General features: G+C 69.9%; 21 protein-coding genes and 1 tRNA gene. 11 read left to right on the top strand and 11 right to left on the bottom strand.

Translation table 11 applies throughout. The features are described from left to right. The first annotated feature begins 18 nt into the window (after positions 1-18). From xseA to ABIC53_RS04110, 7 genes are read left to right on the top strand one after another with little or no spacing between them, the layout of a single operon-like run. Positions 19-1,329 carry an exodeoxyribonuclease VII large subunit gene (gene xseA, locus ABIC53_RS04140; protein WP_274177983.1) on the top strand — a complete coding sequence of 437 codons (1,311 nt, stop codon included), beginning with the start codon at positions 19-21 and terminating at the stop codon, positions 1,327-1,329. A 10-nt stretch (positions 1,330-1,339) separates the two neighbouring features. Beyond that, a complete protein-coding gene (locus tag ABIC53_RS04135) occupies positions 1,340-1,573 on the top strand; it encodes an exodeoxyribonuclease VII small subunit (RefSeq protein ID WP_023950420.1) in 234 nt (77 codons plus the stop codon). Beyond that, positions 1,573-2,214, top strand: a complete 642-nt coding sequence (locus ABIC53_RS04130; protein WP_274177984.1) for a DUF4245 family protein — start codon at positions 1,573-1,575, stop codon at positions 2,212-2,214. Before ABIC53_RS04135 ends, ABIC53_RS04130 begins: the two co-directional genes overlap by 1 nt. Continuing rightward, on the top strand, positions 2,211-2,888 hold the full coding sequence (locus ABIC53_RS04125; RefSeq protein WP_274177985.1) for a carbonic anhydrase: 678 nt from the start codon (positions 2,211-2,213) through the stop codon (positions 2,886-2,888). The genes ABIC53_RS04130 and ABIC53_RS04125 overlap by 4 nt, the downstream gene beginning before the upstream one ends. Before the next feature lie 29 nt (positions 2,889-2,917). Beyond that, complete coding sequence (locus ABIC53_RS04120) at positions 2,918-4,312, top strand: class II fumarate hydratase (protein ID WP_274177986.1); 1,395 nt, start codon at positions 2,918-2,920, stop codon at positions 4,310-4,312. Between the two features lie 10 nt (positions 4,313-4,322). After that, a complete protein-coding gene (locus ABIC53_RS04115; protein WP_181574278.1) occupies positions 4,323-5,297 on the top strand; it encodes a sensor histidine kinase in 975 nt (324 codons plus the stop codon). Next, entirely contained in the window at positions 5,294-5,947 is a 654-nt protein-coding gene (locus ABIC53_RS04110; RefSeq protein ID WP_274177987.1) for a response regulator transcription factor, read from the top strand. Before ABIC53_RS04115 ends, ABIC53_RS04110 begins: the two co-directional genes overlap by 4 nt. 39 nt (positions 5,948-5,986) lie before the next feature. Here ABIC53_RS04110 and phoH2 read toward each other — a convergent pair whose 3' ends face one another. After that, positions 5,987-7,342: an RNA 5'-3' helicase PhoH2 gene (phoH2, locus tag ABIC53_RS04105; protein WP_439117176.1), complete on the bottom strand. Its 1,356-nt coding sequence runs from the start codon at positions 7,340-7,342 to the stop codon at positions 5,987-5,989. 192 nt (positions 7,343-7,534) lie between these two features. Next, positions 7,535-8,311: an isoprenyl transferase gene (locus tag ABIC53_RS04100; RefSeq protein ID WP_274177988.1), complete on the bottom strand. Its 777-nt coding sequence runs from the start codon at positions 8,309-8,311 to the stop codon at positions 7,535-7,537. 96 nt (positions 8,312-8,407) lie between these two features. Here ABIC53_RS04100 and trhA point away from each other — a divergent pair, with 96 nt between their 5' ends. Further along, positions 8,408-9,100 (top strand): PAQR family membrane homeostasis protein TrhA, encoded by a 693-nt coding sequence (gene trhA, locus ABIC53_RS04095; RefSeq protein WP_274178043.1) that lies wholly within the window; start codon positions 8,408-8,410, stop codon positions 9,098-9,100. A gap of 34 nt (positions 9,101-9,134) precedes the next feature. Here the strand turns inward: trhA and ABIC53_RS04090 are convergent, their stop codons facing one another. Continuing rightward, the gene (locus ABIC53_RS04090; RefSeq protein ID WP_112618023.1) at positions 9,135-9,380 is read right to left on the bottom strand and encodes a hypothetical protein; all 246 of its coding nucleotides are present in this window, start codon (positions 9,378-9,380) and stop codon (positions 9,135-9,137) included. An 80-nt stretch (positions 9,381-9,460) separates the two neighbouring features. Here ABIC53_RS04090 and ABIC53_RS04085 point away from each other — a divergent pair, with 80 nt between their 5' ends. Together ABIC53_RS04085 and greA are read left to right on the top strand one after the other, a co-directional pair. Continuing rightward, on the top strand, positions 9,461-9,856 hold the full coding sequence (locus ABIC53_RS04085) for a DUF4307 domain-containing protein (RefSeq protein ID WP_112618022.1): 396 nt from the start codon (positions 9,461-9,463) through the stop codon (positions 9,854-9,856). An 84-nt stretch (positions 9,857-9,940) separates the two neighbouring features. Continuing rightward, positions 9,941-10,432, top strand: a complete 492-nt coding sequence (gene greA, locus ABIC53_RS04080) for a transcription elongation factor GreA (RefSeq protein WP_112618021.1) — start codon at positions 9,941-9,943, stop codon at positions 10,430-10,432. Between the two features lie 25 nt (positions 10,433-10,457). Here greA and ilvA read toward each other — a convergent pair whose 3' ends face one another. From ilvA to ABIC53_RS04060, 4 genes are all read right to left on the bottom strand, one after another. Then, entirely contained in the window at positions 10,458-11,684 is a 1,227-nt protein-coding gene (gene ilvA / locus ABIC53_RS04075; RefSeq protein ID WP_282501035.1) for a threonine ammonia-lyase, read from the bottom strand. After that, positions 11,681-12,862, bottom strand: coding sequence for an AI-2E family transporter (locus ABIC53_RS04070; RefSeq protein ID WP_112618019.1), 1,182 nt, complete (start codon positions 12,860-12,862; stop codon positions 11,681-11,683). The genes ilvA and ABIC53_RS04070 overlap by 4 nt, the downstream gene beginning before the upstream one ends. Positions 12,863-12,926: 64 nt before the next feature. After that, positions 12,927-13,493 carry a LemA family protein gene (locus tag ABIC53_RS04065; protein ID WP_282501036.1) on the bottom strand — a complete coding sequence of 189 codons (567 nt, stop codon included), beginning with the start codon at positions 13,491-13,493 and terminating at the stop codon, positions 12,927-12,929. A gap of 78 nt (positions 13,494-13,571) precedes the next feature. After that, positions 13,572-14,051 (bottom strand): MarR family winged helix-turn-helix transcriptional regulator, encoded by a 480-nt coding sequence (locus tag ABIC53_RS04060; protein WP_274177990.1) that lies wholly within the window; start codon positions 14,049-14,051, stop codon positions 13,572-13,574. 42 nt (positions 14,052-14,093) lie between these two features. Between ABIC53_RS04060 and ABIC53_RS04055 the strand changes: the two genes are divergently transcribed. Then, positions 14,094-15,002 (top strand): EamA family transporter, encoded by a 909-nt coding sequence (locus ABIC53_RS04055; protein ID WP_274178044.1) that lies wholly within the window; start codon positions 14,094-14,096, stop codon positions 15,000-15,002. On the opposite strand, the gene ABIC53_RS04050 is transcribed toward ABIC53_RS04055, so the two are convergent. The 4 genes from ABIC53_RS04050 to ABIC53_RS04035 form a co-directional block, all read right to left on the bottom strand. After that, positions 14,962-15,034: transfer RNA gene (locus ABIC53_RS04050), tRNA-Leu, on the bottom strand. The genes ABIC53_RS04055 and ABIC53_RS04050 overlap by 41 nt on opposite strands. A gap of 179 nt (positions 15,035-15,213) precedes the next feature. Beyond that, entirely contained in the window at positions 15,214-16,650 is a 1,437-nt protein-coding gene (locus tag ABIC53_RS04045; protein WP_354452161.1) for an NAD(P)/FAD-dependent oxidoreductase, read from the bottom strand. A gap of 43 nt (positions 16,651-16,693) precedes the next feature. Then, a complete protein-coding gene (locus ABIC53_RS04040; protein ID WP_274177991.1) occupies positions 16,694-17,959 on the bottom strand; it encodes a S8 family serine peptidase in 1,266 nt (421 codons plus the stop codon). Continuing rightward, positions 17,956-18,426: a DUF501 domain-containing protein gene (locus ABIC53_RS04035; RefSeq protein ID WP_274178046.1), complete on the bottom strand. Its 471-nt coding sequence runs from the start codon at positions 18,424-18,426 to the stop codon at positions 17,956-17,958. Before ABIC53_RS04035 ends, ABIC53_RS04040 begins: the two co-directional genes overlap by 4 nt. Positions 18,427-18,520 lie beyond the last annotated feature (94 nt).

Below are 18,520 nucleotides of genomic sequence, written 5' to 3'. Positions count from 1 at the left end.
CCGGCCGTGAGGAGCCTCATGCCGTCGTTCGAGACCGCGCCCGATCAGACGCCGCCGCCGGATGCCGTCCATCCTCGCGATTCGTCGCCGCAGACGCCGACCTCGATCTCGCGGCTCAACGAGACCATCCGCGACTTCGTGCAGCGGTGGAACGCCGTGTGGGTCGAGGGCGAGATCACCTCCTGGAACCTCCGCGGCGGTCATGTCTTCGGTCGCCTGAAGGACGCCGAAGCGGATGCCGCACTCTCGTTCCGCCTCTGGTCGAGCACCCTGCAGCGCCTCGGCTCGAGCCCGCAGGTCGGCGACCGCGTCGTCGCGTGCGTCAAGAGCGACTACTTCGTGAAGTCTGGCGACTTCTCGTTCACGGTGTCGGCCATGCGACCGACAGGTCTCGGCGATCAGCTCGTCCAGCTCGAGCGTCTACGCGCGAAGCTGCGGGCGGAAGGTCTGTTCGATCCGTCCCGCAAGCGGAGCCTGCCGTTCCTCCCCCACATGATCGGCCTGATCACGGGTGAGCGCAGCGACGCGGAACGCGACGTGCACCGCAACGCCGAGCTGCGCTGGCCGCACGTCGCCTTCCGCACGGTGCACGCGGCGGTGCAGGGCGATCGGTGCGTTCCCGAGACGATCGCGGCTCTGCGCGCCCTCGACGCCGACCCGGAGGTCGATGTGATCGTCATCGCGCGCGGCGGCGGCGACCCGCAGACGCTTCTCGGTTTCAGCGACGAGAGGCTGCTGCGGGCCGTGGCCGCGGCGACGACGCCGGTGGTGTCGGCGATCGGCCACGAGAACGACCATCCGCTCCTCGACGACGTCGCCGACCTCCGCGCGTCGACGCCGACGGATGCCGCCAAGCGGGTCGTGCCCGACGTCGTGGAGCAGCGCGCGCTCGTCGAGCAGCTGCGCAGCCGCGCCCGTACGCGCCTCACGCAGCGCGTCTCGCACGATCTCGCGCAGCTCGAGCAACTGCGATCGCGGCCGGTGCTGCGCAATCCGGAATCGCTCATGACGACCCGCGCGCACGAACTGCACGTCCTCACGGCGCGCGGTCGAGACGTCGTGACGCGCCGCATGGATGCCGCGGGCCACGACATCGCCCGGCTCCGCGCCACACTCCGGGCGCTCTCGCCGGGCGCCACACTCGACCGTGGCTACGCCATCGCTCATCTCGATGCGGGAGTCATCATCCGAGACGCCGCGCAGGCCCCGGCGGGCTCGCACGTCACCGTCACCGTCGGCCGCGGCGCGTTCGCGGCGCGCTCCGAAGGCGTCGTCGACGACGGGGCCGCGCCCGCTGAGGCGGCGGGCGCACCGGCGGACCCGTCCTAGAATGGCTGACATGACTCCGCCGGCCGAAGGGCTCTCCGCCGACGTCGAGACCCTCAGCTTCGAACAGGCGCGCGACGAGCTCGTGCGCGTCGTGGCCGAGCTCGAACAAGGTGCGCCGACTCTCGAGCAGTCGCTCGCCCTGTGGACGCGCGGCGAGCAGCTCGCCGCACGATGCGAGGAATGGCTGCTCGGCGCCAAGCGCCGGCTCGACGAAGCGCGCGCCACGCGCGCGGACGACGCGTGATGGCCAAGGGGCCCCGCGTCGTCGCGGAGCTCGGCCGCCCCGAGACGCCCGACGAGACCGCCGCCCGCAAGGCGGCGTCGTCGCAGGTCTACCGCTCGAGCCAGAACGTGCGGAACCTGCTCGCCGCCCTCATCGTCACGGTGGCCGTCGTCGCGGTCATCGTGTTCGCCGTGCCGCGCGGCTCGGTCCCCGAACAGCCCGGCATCGACGTCGCCGCGGTCGCGACGGATGTCGGCTCCGGCATCGGTCGCCAGCTCGTGGCTCCCGAGGTGCCCGAAGCGTGGCGCGTGAACAAGGCGGAGCTCGCCGGCGACGACGTCCAGACCTGGGAGATCGTCTACGCGCCAGCCAGCGGATACGTCAACGTGCAGCAGGCGTTCGACGCCGATGCCGGCTGGGCGTCGCGGCAGGTCAGCGGCTCGCGCACGACGTCGACCGAGACCATCGACGGCGTGTCGTGGGAGGTCTTCGAGATCCCCGATCCCGCGCGCGCCGGGAACATCTCGTATGCCCTGACGACCCAGGCGGGAGTCGACACCATCCTCGTCTACGGCGGCGGGGCCATCGACGCCGAGACCGTGCGCACCGCTGCGCGCGGCCTCGCGACCCAGATCGTCGAACTGCAGGAGGAGACACCATGACGTCGACCGCGGCCGCTCCGGCATCCCCTACGCCCCAGGAAGCCTGGGACGAGATGCGCGCGGGAAACATCCGATTCGTCGAAGGCGCCCCGCGCCACCCCCGGCAGGACGTCGAGCGCCGCCACGAGATCGCCGGCTCGCAGACTCCGCGCGCCGCGCTCTTCGGCTGCTCCGACTCGCGCCTCGCGGCTGAGATCATCTTCGACGAGGGCCTCGGCGACCTCTTCGTGATCCGAAACGCCGGTCAGGTCATCTCCGACTCGGTCGTCGGCAGCCTCGAGTACGCCGTCGCCGTGCTGAACGTGCCGCTGATCGTCGTCCTCGCCCACGACGCCTGCGGCGCCGTGCGTGCCGCGATCGACAGCACAGGCATCGACGCTCCCCCGCTGCCGCCGCTCATCTGGCGTCAGATCTCCCCCATCGTGCCCGCCGTGCGCCGCGTCCTGCGGGCAGGAGCCGACGCCGGCGTCACCGCCGAGAACGTGGACGCCGAGGTCGTGGGCCGCGAGCACCTGCGCGACACGGTCGGTCAGCTGCTCCACGCGTCCGAGCTCATCAGCACCGCCGTCGCCGAGGGCCGACTGGCCATCATCGGAGCGAACTACCGCCTCGGCGAAGGCGCCGCTGAGGCTTCCATCATCCTCGGCGACGTCCACGACGACGCCGCATCCTGACGACATCCCACCGAGAGAGGAACAACGACGTGACCGACATCGAGTACCGCATCGAGCACGACACCATGGGAGAGGTCCGCGTCCCGAAAGACGCCCTCTACGCCGCGCAGACCCAGCGCGCGGTCGAGAACTTCCCGATCTCGGGCTCGGGGCTCGAGTCGAGCCAGATCGCCGCACTCGCGCGGATCAAGAAGGCCGCCGCGCTCGCCAACAAGGAGCTCGGCACGCTCGACCCCGCCATCGCCGATGCGATCGCCGGAGCAGCCGACGAGGTCGTCACCGGGCGCTACGACGCGCACTTCCCCGTCGACACGTACCAGACCGGTTCCGGCACGTCGTCGAACATGAACATGAACGAGGTGCTGGCCACCCTCGCGACCCGCGCGCTCGGCAGCACGGTGCACCCGAACGACCACGTCAACGCGTCGCAGTCGTCGAACGACGTCTTCCCGACGTCGGTGCACATCGCCGTGACCCAGGCGCTCATCGACGACCTCATCCCCTCCCTCGACCACCTGGCGGTCGCCTTCGAGACGAAGGCCGAGGAGTGGAAGGACGTCGTGAAGTCAGGTCGTACGCACCTCATGGATGCCACGCCCGTGACCCTCGGTCAGGAGTTCGGCGGCTACGCACGCCAGATGCGCCTCGGCATCGAGCGCGTCCAGGCCGTGCTGCCCCGCGTCGGCGAGGTCCCCCTCGGCGGCACCGCCGTCGGGACGGGCATCAACACGCCCCTCGGCTTCCCGCAGAAGGTCATCGAGCTGCTCGCGGCCGAGACCGAGCTTCCGATCACCGAGGCGAAGGACCACTTCGAGGCGCAGGCCAACCGAGACGGCCTCGTCGAGGCGTCCGGCGCCCTGCGCACGATCGCGGTATCGCTGACGAAGATCAACAACGACATCCGCTGGATGGGCTCGGGCCCGAACACCGGTCTCGGTGAGCTCCACATCCCCGACCTCCAGCCCGGCTCGTCCATCATGCCCGGCAAGGTCAACCCGGTCGTTCCCGAAGCCGTGCTGATGGTGTCGGCCCGGGTCATCGGCAACGACGCGACGGTCGCGTGGGCCGGGGCATCCGGCTCGTTCGAGCTGAACGTCGCCATCCCGGTGATGGGCACGGCGCTGCTCGAGTCGATCCGCCTGCTCTCGAACGCCGTGCGCGTGCTCGCCGACAAGACGGTGGCCGGTCTGCAGGCCAACGTCGAACGCGCCGCCGCGTTCGCAGGCATGTCGCCGTCGATCGTCACCCCGCTGAACAAGCTCATCGGGTACGAGGCCGCGGCGAAGATCGCCAAGCACTCCGTCGCCAAGGGCATCACGGTCCGCGAGGCCGTGATCGACCTCGGATACGTCGAGCGGGGCGAGCTGACCGAGGCGCAGCTCGACGAGAAGCTCGACCTGCTCTCGATGACGCACCCTGGTTGATAATCGGAGGGTGAACCCGTCGCGGTCGGAAGCCCGGCGCGCACGCATCCTGGGGATCGTCCTCGCGATCGTGTGCGCCGGCTTCGTCGTCGCCGCGATCGGCTCGCTGCTGGTGTTCCTGCTGCTCGGAGTCGAGCTCCCCTGGGCGGCTGTTCTGGTCTTCGCCGTCGCCGGCGCCGGCACTCTTGTGACGGTATGGCTCGTCGGCTGGCCGCTCCTGGCCACCCCGCCGCGCGAGGCGGCGGCTCAGGACGCCTTCGACGCGGCGGTCGAGGCCCAACGACGTCTGCTCGACGACGTGCGTCACGAGCTCAAGACACCGATCGCCATCGTGAGGGGGCACCTCGAACTCGTCGATGCCGATGACCCGGCGGATGTCGACGCCGTCCGCGAGATCTCGATCGGCGAACTCGATCGCATGACCCGCCTCATCGGTGACATCGATCTCTTGGCTTCGGTCGAGGGCGAGCGGTTCGCCCTCGACGAGGTCGACATCGAGAGCCTGACCCAGCGCGTGGTCGACCTCGTCACCGTCATCCCCGGGCACGATTGGGCCGTCGAATCGACGCAGCGCGGGATCATCCACGGCGACGCCGACCGCCTGCTCCAGGCATGGCTGCAGCTGGCCGACAACGCCGCCAAGCACACCCCGGTGGGAACCGCGATCGAGCTCGGCAGCGGCATTTACGCGGGCGCCTTCCACCTCTGGGTGCGCGACCACGGCCCCGGCATCCCGCCCGCGGCCCGGCATCGCATCTTCCGCAGATTCGATCGCGGCGGTCGCCGGCGGTCGGTCGGCGGCTCGGGTCTCGGCCTCGCCATCGTCGATGCGATCGCGAAGGGCCACGGCGGTTCCTGCACGGTCACGGAGACCGCGGGCGGCGGCGCTACCTTCACCATCACGATCCCGCTCCGCTCGGCCCGGCGCCTCCCTGCGCCGGTGCGGGCCGACGAGGTCGTCCTCCAGCGCAAGGAGATCGGATGACCCGCATCCTGCTCGTCGACGACGAGCCCCACATCATCGGCCTCCTGGAGCGTGCGGTACGCACCGCCGACATGGAGCCGCTCGTCGCCGAGGACGGTGAGACGGCGCTCGACCTGCTCGAGGGCGAGGATATCGACCTCGTCATCCTCGACGTCGGGCTTCCGGGAATCGACGGGTTCGAGGTACTGCGCCGCCTCCGCGCGTCCGGATCGGCCGTGCCCGTCATCATGCTCACCGCTCGGAGCGGAACGAACGACACCGTCGAAGGGTTGGATGCGGGGGCGAGCGACTACGTGTCCAAGCCGTTCGTCGTCGCCGAACTCCTCGCCCGGGTACGCTCGCGGCTGCGCGAGAGCGCGGGCCCGACGACCATGATCACCCGCGACGGCGTCAGCCTCGACATGCTGACCCGGCGTGCCACCGTCGACGGCCGCGACATCGATCTCTCCGCACGGGAGTTCGCGCTCGCCGAGCAGTTCCTCCGCCATGCCGGCGAGGTGCTCAGCCGCGAGACGCTGCTGAGCCGCGTCTGGGAGCTCGACTTCGACCCCGGATCGAACGTGGTCGATGTCTACGTGCGCTATCTGCGGGGCAAGGTCGGCGCCTCGCGCATCGTCACGGTACGCGGTGAGGGGTACCGCTGGGATTGAGGTCGGCCCCGGTCTTCCCGAGGCCGACCTCATCCGGGATCAGCTGAGTTCGCCCGCCTCGAGCAGATCCGTCACGAGCGCCGCGATCGCCGACCGCTCCGAGCGCGTGAGCGTCACGTGGCCGAACAGGTCGTGGCCTTTGAGCGTCTCGATCACGGAGGCGATGCCGTCGTGCCGTCCGACCCGCAGGTTGTCGCGCTGGCCGACGTCGTGGGTGAGGACGACGCGGGAGTTCTGACCGATGCGACTGAGGACCGTCAGCAGAACGTTGCGCTCGAGCGACTGGGCCTCGTCGACGATGACGAAGGCATCGTGCAGCGAGCGACCGCGGATGTGCGTGAGCGGCAGCACCTCGAGCAGCCCGCGCGCGATGATCTCCTCGACCACGTTGCCCGAGACGACCGACCCCAGGGTGTCGAAGATGGCCTGACCCCAGGGGTTCATCTTCTCCTGGGCGTCGCCGGGAAGGTAGCCGAGCTCCTGACCGCCGACGGCGAAGAGCGGACGGAAGACGATGATCTTGCGCTGCTGCTGCCGTTCGAGCACCGACTCGAGGGCAGCGCACAGCGCGAGCGCTGACTTGCCCGTGCCCGCGCGACCGCCGAGCGAGACGATGCCGACATCCGGGTCGAGCAGGAGGTCGATCGCGATCCGCTGCTCCGCCGAGCGTCCGTGCAGTCCGAAGACGTCACGATCGCCCCGCACGAGGCGGAACGAGCCCGGGCCCGTCACGCGCCCGAGGGCAGACCCCCGCTCGGAGTGGATGACCAGCCCGGTGTTGACCGGGACGCCGCGCACCTCATCACTCGTGGCGACCTCGCTCTCGTAGAGATCGCTCATCTCGTCGCCGGAGAGGTCGATGTTCGCGATGCCGGTCCATCCGGAGTCCACGGCCTGCTCGGCGAGGTACTCCTCCGCGCTGATGCCCAGCGAAGCCGCCTTGACCCGCATCGGCAGGTCTTTCGAGACGACCGTGACCGGCTGCCCCTCCTGAACGAGGTGCATCGCGACGGCGAGGATGCGCGTGTCGTTGTCACCCAGCCGCATCCCGGCGGGGAGCACCGAGGGGTCGGTGTTCGTCAGCTCCACCCGCAGGGTGCCGCCCTCGCCGACGGGAACGGGGAAGTCGAGCCGGCCGTGCTCGACCCGCAGGTCGTCGAGGTGGCGCAGCGCCTGGCGGGCGAAATAGCCGATCTCGGGATCGTGCCGCTTGCCCTCGAGCTCGGTGACGACCACGACGGGGACGACGACCGAATGCTCGGCGAAGCGGAACAATGCTCGCGGATCACTCAGCAGGACCGACGTGTCCAGCACGTAGGTGCGCAGCTCCTGGTCGAGCTCGTCACCTCCGCCGTGGATGACGCGACGCTGCTGCTCTGTTGCTCGTGCGGCCACAACCCACTCCCCGCCTCGGGTGTCTCACCCGATTCACACGAGTCGACCAGGGGTCACGAGTCGTGAGAAGGCCGACTCGAACGGGCGCCGTGCCCGTTGCGATGACAGTACGGCGGGCGACCGGCAGCCCGCCAGCGCGACACGCCCGCGAAGGTTTCGCCAACGTGAACTCTGCGTGCCGTGCTTGGCGCGTCAGCCGCCGAAGCGGCGGTCGCGCGTCGCGAAGTCGCGAATCGCGCGCAGGAAGTCCACTTCACGCAGGTCGGGTCCGAGCGCCTCGACGAAGTAGAACTCGCTGTGCGCCGACTGCCAGAGCAGGAAGTCGCTGAGGCGCTGCTCGCCGGAGGTGCGGATGACGAGATCGGGGTCGGCCTGGCCGCCGGTGTAGAGGTGCTCGCCGATCTGCTCGGGCGTCAGACTCTCCGCGAGCTCCTCCATAGATCCGCCGCGCTCGTGGTGGCTCGTGATGATGCTCCGCACCGCATCCACGATCTCGCCCCGCCCGCCGTAACCCACGGCGAGGTTGACGTGCAGACCGGTGTTCTCGCGCGTGCGGTCCTCCGCCTTGGCGAGCACGCGGGCGAGATCATCGGGCAGCTGGCCCGCGCGGCCCACGTGCTGCACGCGCCACCCCGGCTCGCTCGAGAGCGTCTCGGCCAGCTCGGCGATGATCTCGAGCAGGTCGGCGAGTTCGCGCGAGTCGCGCTTGGCGAGGTTGTCGTGCGAGAGCAGATAGAGCGAGACGACGCGGATGCCGAGCTCGTCGCACCAGCGCAGGAACTCGTGCATCTTCGCGGCTCCGGCGCGGTGGCCCTCGGCGGGGGTGGGGTAACCCGCCTGGCGCGCCCACCGACGGTTGCCGTCGATCATCATCGCGACGTGATGCGGAACGGTCTCCGGCGTCAGGTGCCGGCGCAGCCGGGACGCATACAGGCGATAGAGGGGTCCTCGTCCGCGGTTCGCAGCCACTCCCCTACGTTACTCCTCGCCCTCATGTGAACGCTGGCATATGCCAGAGCGTACGCTCGTGTTGTGACCCGACCCGCACCCGATGAGGGCGTCGAGATGCCCCAGCTTCCCCTATTGGACGCCGCTGCCGTCAGCGCTCAGGTCGAGCTGCGCCCGTCGTGGCGGGGCTGGATCCACGCGGCGACCTTCCCCGTCGCGATCGCCGCAGGCATCGTTCTGATCGTGCTCGCGCAGGGCGCGCCGGCCAAGTGGGCGAGCGCCGTGTTCATGACCACCTCGCTGCTGCTGTTCGGCAACTCCGCGCTCTACCACCGGTTCGACTGGAAGCCGCGCACCAAGGCGATCCTCAAGCGGATCGACCACGCGAACATCCTTCTCCTGATCGCCGGAACGTACACGCCGCTGGCGGTGCTGGCCCTTCCCACCGAGCAGACGGTGCTGCTGCTGTCGCTGGTGTGGGGCGGAGCGATCGCGGGCATCTTCTTCCGCGTGTTCTGGATACACGCACCGCGCTGGCTCTATGTCGCGCTCTATCTCGCGCTGGGCTGGGCCGCGGTGATGTACATCGTTCCGCTGTTCCAGGCCAACGCCGCCATGATGATCCTGGTGATCATCGGCGGCCTGCTCTACAGCGGCGGCGCGGTGGTCTACGCGCTGAAGAAGCCGAACCCGTGGCCGGGCCACTTCGGCTTCCACGAGATCTTTCACGTCTGCACGGTCCTGGCATTCCTCTGCCACTGGACGGCGTGCCTCCTCATCGCGCTCGAGCCCGCGTATCACGCGGGCTGAGGTCGCGGAGGGACGAGGCCGACGGCCCCGGAGGTCAGCGCGTGTCGGCGTCCCGTTCGCCGCGAGCTGCGGCATCCTCTTCGTCGAGCTGCTCGCGCACCTCGGCACGGTATCGGCCCCGACGTACCCGTCGAAGCATGTCGAGCAGGAGGAGCACGACGGCGATCGTCAGGATCACGATCGCTCCGAAGCCCCACGGGCCGGGCGTGACCGACGTGGGGTCGACCGTGATCTCGGGGAGCGGTGTCGCCGCCGACGTGAGCCACAGGAGGGAGTTCATGGTTCCTCGATCTGCGCGAGAAGCGCTTAGCCTGGAACCACCAGCCTAATCCCGTCAGAACCACCCCGGAGACCGTCATCATGACCACGCAGCTCAAGCTCGACCAGCGCTACGGTCGGACGCGTGAGAAGCGGTCCCGGCGGATTCTGATCGGTGCCGCTGCGGTGGTGGGGGCAAGCGTTCTCGGACTCGTGGCCTGGACGACCGTGACCGGCGCCATCGACTCCGTCGACACCGACGCGACCGGATTCCAGGTGATCGACGAGCACTCGGTGGTCGTCTCGTTCCAGGTCAGCGGCGCGCGCGACAAGCCGCTCGCGTGCGCCCTCGAGGCCCAGGACACCGAGCACGGCGTCGTCGGGTGGCGGGTCGTCGAGTATCCGGCCGCTGACGGTGTCTCACGAGCGTTCACCGAGACCATCCCGACCGTGGCGCTGGCGACCAATGGTTTGGTGACCTCTTGCTGGATCCCGTAGTCTAGGCATTTCTTGTGCGCCCCGGTCGGATGCCGGGGCGTTCGCCATAGGCGGCTGTGCGCCGCGCCAGTCCAAGGAGATCACATGTCGAACGACGCTCCCGTCACCTTCCTCACGCAGGACGCCTACGACCGTCTCGTCGCGGAGCTCGAACACCTCTCGACGACGGGCCGCGAGGAGATCGCCAAGCGCATCGAGGCCGCGCGCGAGGAGGGCGACCTGAAGGAGAACGGCGGCTACCATGCCGCGAAGGACGAGCAGGGCAAGCAGGAGGCGCGCATCCGCACGCTGCAGCAGCTGCTCAAGGACGCGACCGTCGGAGAGGCTCCCGAATCCGACGGCACCGTGCTCTCGGGCACCGTCGTCACCGCGCTCGTCGCCGGCGGCGAGGAGGTCTTCCTCCTCGGCAGCCGCGAGATCGCGGCCGGCTCAGAGCTCGATGTCTACAGCGAGGCGTCACCGCTCGGCGAGGCCATCCTCGGCCTCAAGGAGGGCGACAAGACCTCGTACACCGCGCCGAACGGGCGCGACATCTCCGTCGAGATCGTCAAGGTCGAGACCTACTCGGGCCAGTGACCCGCGAGCTTCGCGCCGGCGTCCGTCAATCGGCGACGACCGTCGGCGCGAAGCCGGCATCCTCGAGGATCGCGATGACCTGAGCGCGGTGCTCCTCACCCCGCGTCTCGACGCTCAGCTGGAGGATCACCTCGCTGATCTGCAGCCCCTGCCCGTGGCGGGTGTGCAGCACCTCGATGACGTTCGCGCCCGCGACCGACAGGAGCTCCGAGACGCGAGCCAGCTGGCCGGGCCGATCGGGAAGCGGGATCTGCAGCGTCATGTACCGACCGGATGCCGCGAGGCCGTGGGCGACGACGCGCTGCAGCAGCAGAGGGTCGATGTTGCCGCCCGAGAGCACCGCGACCGTTGGGCCCGACGCCGTCACCTTGCCCGCGAGGATGGCTGCGACACCCACTGCGCCGGCGGGCTCGACGACCTGCTTCGCGCGCTCGAGCAGCACCAGAAGCGCACGGGCGATGTCGTCGTCCGAGACCGTGACGACCTCGTCGACGAGCTCGCGGATGACCGCGAACGTCTCGTCGCCGGGGCGGGCGACCGCGATGCCGTCGGCGATCGTCGGGGTCGTCTCGACCGCGAGCGGCATCCCTGCAGCCAGCGACGATGGATACGCAGCCGCGTTCTCCGCCTGCACCCCGATCACGCGCACGCGGCGCCCCTCGGCGGCAGCGCGGCCCTTCACTGCGGCGGCGACGCCGGCGATGAGACCGCCTCCCCCGATCGGGATCAGGAGTGTTTCGATGTCGGGCACCTGGTCGACGAGCTCGAGTCCGAGAGTCCCCTGGCCCGTGATGACGTCGGGGTGGTCGAACGGATGGATCAGCACGGCACCGGTGCGCTCGGCGAATTCGGCGGCCAGGCGCAGGGGCGTCTCGACCGTCGCGCCCTCGAGCACGACATCGGCGCCGTAACCGCGGGTGGCGAGGAGCTTGGGGACGGGGACGCCGAGCGGCATGAAGATCGTCGCCCGGATACCGAGCTTCTGCGCTGCGAGCGCGACGCCCTGGGCGTGGTTGCCGGCCGACGCCGCGACGACGCCGCGCGCGCGTTCTTCCTCGGTGAGGCGGGAGAGGCGGTAGGTCGCGCCGCGGATCTTGAACGAGCCGGTGCGCTGCAGGTTTTCGAGCTTCAGGTGCACGGGCACGCCCAGGAGATCCGAGAGGTGCTCGGAGTACTCCATCGGCGTGCGGGTGACGACGCCGTCGAGCACGGCCGCTGCGGCGTCGAGGTCGGCCGGAGTGGGTCCGGTCATGCGTTCTTCCTCCGGTCTCGGGGCACGGTGCTCCAGATCATCTCATCGGGCCGCGGGGCGACCCCGGTCTCCCACGAACGTCGCGACACGTAGAGCACGACGACGTTGACGAATGCGGCCAGCGGAACCGCGAACAGGGCCCCGGGAATGCCGGCGATCATCGCACCGCCGGCGACGACGATGACGACGGCGAGCGGGTGGACCTTCACCGCCGAGCCCATGAGGAGCGGCTGCAGGATGTGCCCCTCGAGCTGCTGCACGCCGAGCACGATGACGAGCATCCACAGCGCGATCCAGGGGCCGTTGTAGACGAGCGCGAGGAAGACGGCGAGGGCGCCCGTGACCACGGCCCCCACGAAGGGGATGAAGGCACCGAGGAACACGAGCACAGCGATCGGGGCCGCGAGCGGCACGCCGAGGAAGAGGGCGCCCAGACCGATACCGGTTGCGTCGATCGTCGCGACGAGCAGCTGGGTGCGCGCGTAGGTCACGACGGTGCGCCACCCCGTCCGGCCGGCGCCGTCGACCGCCGGACGAGCCTGACGGGGAAAGAGCCGGACGACCCAACGCCAGATGCGCCCGCCGTCGGCGAGGATGCACAGCAGGATGAAGAGCACGAGCAGCGCTCCGGTCGCGACGTGCCCCACGGTGGAGCCGATGGCGAGCGCGCCCGACCACAGGAGTGACGCCTGCTGTTCGAGGAAGCCCCAGCCCTGCTGGAGCAGACCGTCGATCTCCGTCGAAGTGAGATGGAGCGGACCGTCGATGAGGTACTGACGAAGTTGGCCGACGGCTTCGACCGTTCTCGCCTGAACCGAAGACCACTGCCGGCTGATCTGCCAGATCGCGAGCCAGAGGAGGCCCGAGATGACGGCGATGGTCGCGAGCACGCTCACCACGATCGCCGCCCAGCGCGGCACACGGTGCTCCAGCATCCAGAGCAGACCCGGCCAGAGCAGCGCCGCGATCAGGATCGCGATGAGCAGCGGGATGACGAGCAGCTTGAGCTGGATGATGATCCAGATGGCCACGCCCGCGGCGGCAGCGACCACGAGCAGCCGCCAGGAGTACGCCGTGGCCAAACGCAGGCCCCGGGGAATTCCCGTCGACGTCTCGGTGGCAACGGTTCGGGTGCGCAGGGCGTCGAAGAAGGACCGCCCGACCTTGTCGTCGCTCATCCGGCCAGTCTAAGACTGCGCCGCGGGCGCGTCCGACCGTCGGGGGCGGTCTCAGAGCGTCCGCTCAGAACTGCACGCGCGGCGGCTCCGCGATCGCCGCGCCGTTCTGAACCTCGAAGAACTCTCGTTCGGAGAACCCGAGGCTGCGCGCGAAGAGGTTGTTGGGGAACACCTTGATCTTCGTGTTCATTTCTCGCACGCCGCCGTTGTAGAAGCGACGCGACGCCTGGATCTTGTCCTCGGTGTCGACGATCGCCTGCTGCAGCTGCAGGAAGTTCTGGCTCGCCTGGAGCTGTGGATACGCCTCGGCGACCGCGAACAGCGACTTCAACGCCTGCTGGACGTGCCCCTCGGCTACTCCCGCCTCGGCCGGCCCGTTCGCAGAAAGGATCTCGGCACGAGCACGGGTGACGTTCTCGAAGACCGCCTTCTCGTGTGCGGCATAGCCGCGCACCGTGTCGATGAGGTTCGGGAGAAGGTCCGCGCGCCGCTTCAGTTGCACGGTGATGTCGCTCCAGGCCTCGTCGACGCGGACGTTCAACGCCACGAGCGAGTTGTAGGTCGCCCACAGGTAGATGCCGATCACGGCAAGCAGTGCGACGATGACGATGACCGGGATCAGCCACTCCATTGCATGTCCCCCTTCTCCGCGACCAGTCTAACCAGGGCGTATCCGGCCGAACCGGCCACGCACGCGAACTCGCAGGTCTTACCCACCCGGGGCGAGCCGGGACAGGAGCACGGCGAGTTGAGACCGTTCGCTCTCGGTGAGCGGCGCGAGCACCGCACGCTCGCTCTCCAGATGGTCCGGGAGGACGCGGTCGACCACCCGGAGCCCCTTCGGGGTCAGGCGCACGATCTTCCCCCGTCCGTCCGCGGGGTCAGGATGGCGGCTGACGTAGCCCAGGCCCTCGAGCCGGTTCAGCCGCTGGGCGACGGCGCTCGAGGTGATCATGGCATCCGCCGCGAGCTCAGCGGGCGTCAGCTCATAGGGCTTCCCCTGCCGGGTGAGCGTCGCAAGCACATCGAAGGTCGCCGCGTCGATACCGTGACGCACGAACGTGGCCGCGAGGCGCGCATCGACGGCGGCCGCCGCCCGCCCGAGCCGCCCGATGACCGCCATCGGGGTCACGTCGAGGCCGGGCCTCTCACGCGCCCACTGTTCCAGAATCCGGTCGACGCGGTCCATGTCCTCGATCCTACTGGCTAAGCACTGAGCTATAGTCACTAAGTGCTTAGCAATCGGACCGCATTCGTTCCCCTGACCGCCATCGCGCCCCTGGTCTGGGGAACCACGTACCTGACCACGACGACGTTCCTTCCGCCGGGGCATCCGCTGCTCATCGCGACCGTGCGCGCGCTGCCGGCCGGGCTGATCCTGCTTCTCGTGGCCCGACGTCTGCCCACCGGGTCGTGGTGGTGGCGCGCCTGGATCCTCGGCGCCCTCAACTTCACGGTCTTCTTCGGGTGCCTCTTCGTCGCCGCCGACCGGCTACCCGGCGGCGTGGCAGCCGTCGTCGGCGGGATCCAGCCGCTCATCGTCGCAATGCTCGGCTGGTGGATCCTCTCCGAGCGGCTGACCGTGCTGACGTCGATCGCCGGAGTCGCCGGTGTCATCGGCGTCGGGATGATCGTCGCGCCCGGAGGCGCCGACCTCGACCCGATCGGTATCGCCGCGGCGCTCGGCGGCGCAGTCTCGATGGCCGTCGGCACAGTCCTGACGAAGCGCTGGGGCGCGGGGCAGCCGCCGCTCACGATCACAGCGTGGCAGCTCGTCACGGGCGGGATCCTGCTCGCGGTGCTCACGGCGTTCCTCGAGCCGCTGCCGGACGCGCTTCCCACCGCGCCCGAACTCGGGGCCTACGCGTACCTCACGCTCATCGGCACGGCGCTCGCCTACCTGCTGTGGTTCCGCGGCGTGCGGGCGCTGCCGACGCGCCTTCCGGCGTTCCTGGGGCTGTTGAGCCCCGTCGTGGCGGTCCTGCTCGGGCTGCTCGTCGCCGGCGAGACGCTGAGCGCCCTCCAAACCGCCGGCCTCGTCACGGTGCTCGCGTCGGTGACCGCCGCCGTCGCACAGCGCGGCCCGAAGATCCCCGACGTACCCCCGGTGGGACTCGAACCCACACTGAAGCGATTTTAAGTCGCCTGCCTCTGCCATTGGGCTACGGGGGCCCGGTCCCACGTTACCGGCCCCCGGGTGGCCGCTCAGGCCCAGGGGTGACCCTTCATCTGGCAGCACACGCCCACTCGCACCCCACGAAGCGGCGCAACCTGCCAACTGAGCGCACTGCGCAGAAACGACGAGGCCCCCGTCACCGTGCGGTGCGGGGGCCTCGTCGTGACGGGCGAAATCAGTTCGCGTCGACCTTGTTGTCCTTCTCGGCGGGAGCGACCGCTGCGGCGCCCTCGTCCTTCGCGACGCTCTTCGGGTCGATCGGCGGCTGCGGGTTCTCCGCGGCCGGCTGAGTGGGACGCGGACGCGCGGCGAACTCCTCGAACGCGGCGCGCGGGGCGAGCGTGCCCTGGAGCGCGACGTTGTCGCGGCCGAGCCAGAAGTTCATCCACCAGTCGCCGACGACGCGCCACTTGCGCTCCCAAGACGGCATCGCGAGGCCGTGGTAGCCGCGGTGCGCGACCCAGGCGAAGAAGCCCTTGATCGCGATCTTGCCGGACTGGAAGACACCGTTGCCGAGGCCGAGACCGGCGACTGCGCCGAGGTTCTTGTGGAAGTACTCGCGAGGCGTCTCACCGCGGAGAACCGCGACGAGGTTCTTCGCGAGCAGCTTGGCCTGGCGTACGGCGTGCTGCGCGTTGGGCACGCAGTACCCGCCCACGCCGCCGCCGGTGAGGTCGGGAACGGCCGAGATGTCACCGGCAGCCCAGGCGCCCTCGACGATCTCCTCGGGCGTCCCGACGCGCAGGTCAGCGCGCGTACGGATGCGACCGCGCTCCTCGACGGGCAGGTCGCTGCCGCGGACGACCGTCGGGTTCGCCATGACGCCGGCGGTCCAGATGATGACGTCGGTGGGAATGACCTCACCCGTCGACAGCGCGACGTTGCCGCCCTCGGCGCCCTGCACCTGCGTGTCGAGGTGCACGTTGGCACCCTTCTTCGCGAGGTCCTTGAGGACCCACTGGCTGGTCTCGAGGGAGACCTCGGGCATGATGCGGCCCATCGCCTCGATGAGGTGGAAGTGCGTGTCCTCGAAACGGAGCTGGGGGTAGCTCTTGAGGAGCGACGACGCCATCGCGCGCAGCTCGGCGAACACCTCGATGCCCGCGAAGCCGCCGCCGACCACGACGACGGTCAGCAGGCGGTCGCGCTCGGGACCGGCCGGCAGGTTCGCCGCGCGGTCGAAGTTCGTGAGGATGCGGTCGCGGATGGCCATGGCCTCTTCGACCGTCTTCAGGCCGATCGCGTTGTCCGCAATGCCCGGGATCGGGAACGTGCGCGAGACAGCACCCGCGGTCACGACGATCTGGTCGTAACGGTGCTCCCACGGCTCGCCCTGAGCGGGGGTGATCGTGGCGACCTTGTTCGCGTGGTCGATCTTGGTGACCTTCGCGTTGACGACGTTCGTGCGCTTGAGATGACGACGGAGGCCGACGACGACGTGGCGGCCTTCGATCTCACCGGCCGCGACCTCGGGGAGGAACGGCTGGTAGGTCATGTACGGCAGCGGGTCGACGATGGTGACCTCGGCCTCACCCTCGCGGAGGTGCTTCTCGAGCTTCCACGCAGTGTAGAAGCCGGCGTAGCCGCCACCGACGACGAGGATCTGGGGCACAGATGTGGACACGTTCGGAAGAACTCCTTGATCGGGGGCTCGGCTAGCGCGACGCGCGGGCCGATCGGATGCGCCGGACAGCAGCAGTGACGCCGAGCGCCACCAGTATAGCGGCGATGGTCACACCCACGAGCGGGACGGTCCCGTACAGGAGCGTGTTCAGGCTCGGCAGCAGCGGCGAACCAGCCTCGGACGGCGGATCCGCGGCCGGGAGCTCCGGAAGCGCGACCGGCGATGTCGAGGGTTGCGGCGCCGGCGCTTGCTCTGCCCGACGGTAGATGCGCACCCACTCGGCGAGATCACCCATCGGGTTCTCCGAAACCGCCGGAACGGCGGTGTTCACCGCGGCAGCGGCATCCAACAGTCCGTAGCCGTAGAGCGGGTCGGGCTTCGCCGAGACGCCGGGCACCGCGCGCGCGGTCTTGATGATGCGGTTGATGACGTTGTTCGCGTCGAGCCCGGGGTGCGCCGAGCGCACCAGGGCCGCGACGCCCGCGACGATGGGGGCTGCGCCACTCGTGCCGTCCCATACGACGATGCGTCCGTCGGCGGAAACCCCGAGCAGTCCCTCACTCGGCGCGGAGATGCCGATCGTGATGCCCTGCGTCGACGCCTCCTGGCTCGCGACCCCGCCTCGGTCGACGCCACCCACCGTGAGCACACCCGGAATCGTCGCCGGCGCCCCGACGCGGTCGGTTCCGGTCCCCCGGTTGCCGGCGGCGACGACGACCACGACGTCGTGGTCGTACGCGTACTGGAAGGCCGTGTCCCACGACGGATCCCATTCGAGCAGGTTCGTCGTGAACGACAGGTTGATGATGTCGGCCCCGTGATCGACGGCCCACGTCATGGCATCGGCGACCTGCGTGGCGAACGGGATGTCGGAGCTGCCGCCGAAGCCGATCGAGAGCGACAGCAGCTTCGCCTCGGGAGCCACGCCGATCATCCCGGTGTCCGGGCCGGTGCCGCGGGATGCCGCGAGCGAGGCGACCCAGCTGCCGTGGTCGCGGTCGTCGCCTCCCACAGGAGTGCGGCCGTCGGCGCTGCCCGAGCCCGAGAAGTCCGCTCCGGCGGTGACCGCCCCCTCGAACTCGGCCGGTCCGCGTCCGATGCCGGTGTCGATGACCGCGATCGTCGTACCTGCACCGCGCGTGGTCTGCCACGCCGTGCGGATGCCGTAGTCGTCGAGCCAGTACTCCGCCTGACGCGCGGGGTCTGTCGGAGGCACCACCGCACCGGCCGTCGTCGTGGTGACGACGAGCACGCCGACGACGGCCGCGCGCAGAAGCCGCCCGACGCGCCGCGTCACGCGGCCACCCGGGGGTTCGCGCACGTGCACCGCTCGGGCGACCAGGTGGATCGCTCCAGCGCGAGGTCGCCGATGGGGTTGACCCCCGGCCCCGCCGCGAGGGCGTGGGCCGCGACGGCGTGCAGGCACTTGACGCGCGTCGGCATGCCCCCGGCGGAGATCCCCGCGATCTCTTCGACCTCACCGTACGCGGCGCGGTCGGCGAGGTACTTCTCATGGGCGCTCCGATAGGCCGCGGCGATGTCGGAGTCGTCGGCCAGCAGGTCGGAGAGCTCGCGCATGACGTGGGTCGCCTCGAGGGCCGACATCGCGGCGGTGGCACCGGGGTGGGTCAGGTAGTAGAACGTCGGGAACGGCGTGCCGTCGGGCAGCCGCGGCTCGGTCGACACGACCGTCGGGTTGCCGCACACGCAACGCGCCGCGATCCCCACCACGCCGCGCATCGGGCGTCCCAGCTGCTCGCGCATGACCTCGAGGTCGGCGTCGGTCGCGGGCGTCAGAGCAGGAGCAGTCACTCTGACAGGCTACCGTCCGCCGCTGGCCGACTCCTGGGGCGGCACG

Origin of the sequence: Microbacterium sp. 1262, assembly GCF_040544895.1 — a bacterium.
GTDB lineage: Bacteria > Actinomycetota > Actinomycetes > Actinomycetales > Microbacteriaceae > Microbacterium > Microbacterium plantarum.
Note: the sequence above shows the minus strand (reverse complement) of the source record. Positions and strands in the feature narration are given on the sequence as shown.

Bases quoted from the DNA above. Each gene is read 5' to 3' on its own strand.
- xseA (WP_274177983.1), top strand. From the start codon at position 19: ATGCCGTCGTTCGAGACCGCGCCCGATCAGACGCCGCCGCCGGATGCC.
- ABIC53_RS04135 (WP_023950420.1), top strand. From the start codon at position 1,340: ATGACTCCGCCGGCCGAAGGGCTCTCCGCCGACGTCGAGACCCTCAGC.
- ABIC53_RS04130 (WP_274177984.1), top strand. From the start codon at position 1,573: ATGGCCAAGGGGCCCCGCGTCGTCGCGGAGCTCGGCCGCCCCGAGACG.
- ABIC53_RS04125 (WP_274177985.1), top strand. From the start codon at position 2,211: ATGACGTCGACCGCGGCCGCTCCGGCATCCCCTACGCCCCAGGAAGCC.
- ABIC53_RS04110 (WP_274177987.1), top strand. From the start codon at position 5,294: ATGACCCGCATCCTGCTCGTCGACGACGAGCCCCACATCATCGGCCTC.
- trhA (WP_274178043.1), top strand. From the start codon at position 8,408: ATGCCCCAGCTTCCCCTATTGGACGCCGCTGCCGTCAGCGCTCAGGTC.
- ABIC53_RS04090 (WP_112618023.1), bottom strand. From the start codon at position 9,380: ATGAACTCCCTCCTGTGGCTCACGTCGGCGGCGACACCGCTCCCCGAG.
- ABIC53_RS04085 (WP_112618022.1), top strand. From the start codon at position 9,461: ATGACCACGCAGCTCAAGCTCGACCAGCGCTACGGTCGGACGCGTGAG.
- greA (WP_112618021.1), top strand. From the start codon at position 9,941: ATGTCGAACGACGCTCCCGTCACCTTCCTCACGCAGGACGCCTACGAC.
- ilvA (WP_282501035.1), bottom strand. From the start codon at position 11,684: ATGACCGGACCCACTCCGGCCGACCTCGACGCCGCAGCGGCCGTGCTC.
- ABIC53_RS04070 (WP_112618019.1), bottom strand. From the start codon at position 12,862: ATGAGCGACGACAAGGTCGGGCGGTCCTTCTTCGACGCCCTGCGCACC.
- ABIC53_RS04065 (WP_282501036.1), bottom strand. From the start codon at position 13,493: ATGGAGTGGCTGATCCCGGTCATCGTCATCGTCGCACTGCTTGCCGTG.
- ABIC53_RS04060 (WP_274177990.1), bottom strand. From the start codon at position 14,051: ATGGACCGCGTCGACCGGATTCTGGAACAGTGGGCGCGTGAGAGGCCC.
- ABIC53_RS04035 (WP_274178046.1), bottom strand. From the start codon at position 18,426: ATGCGCGAGCAGCTGGGACGCCCGATGCGCGGCGTGGTGGGGATCGCG.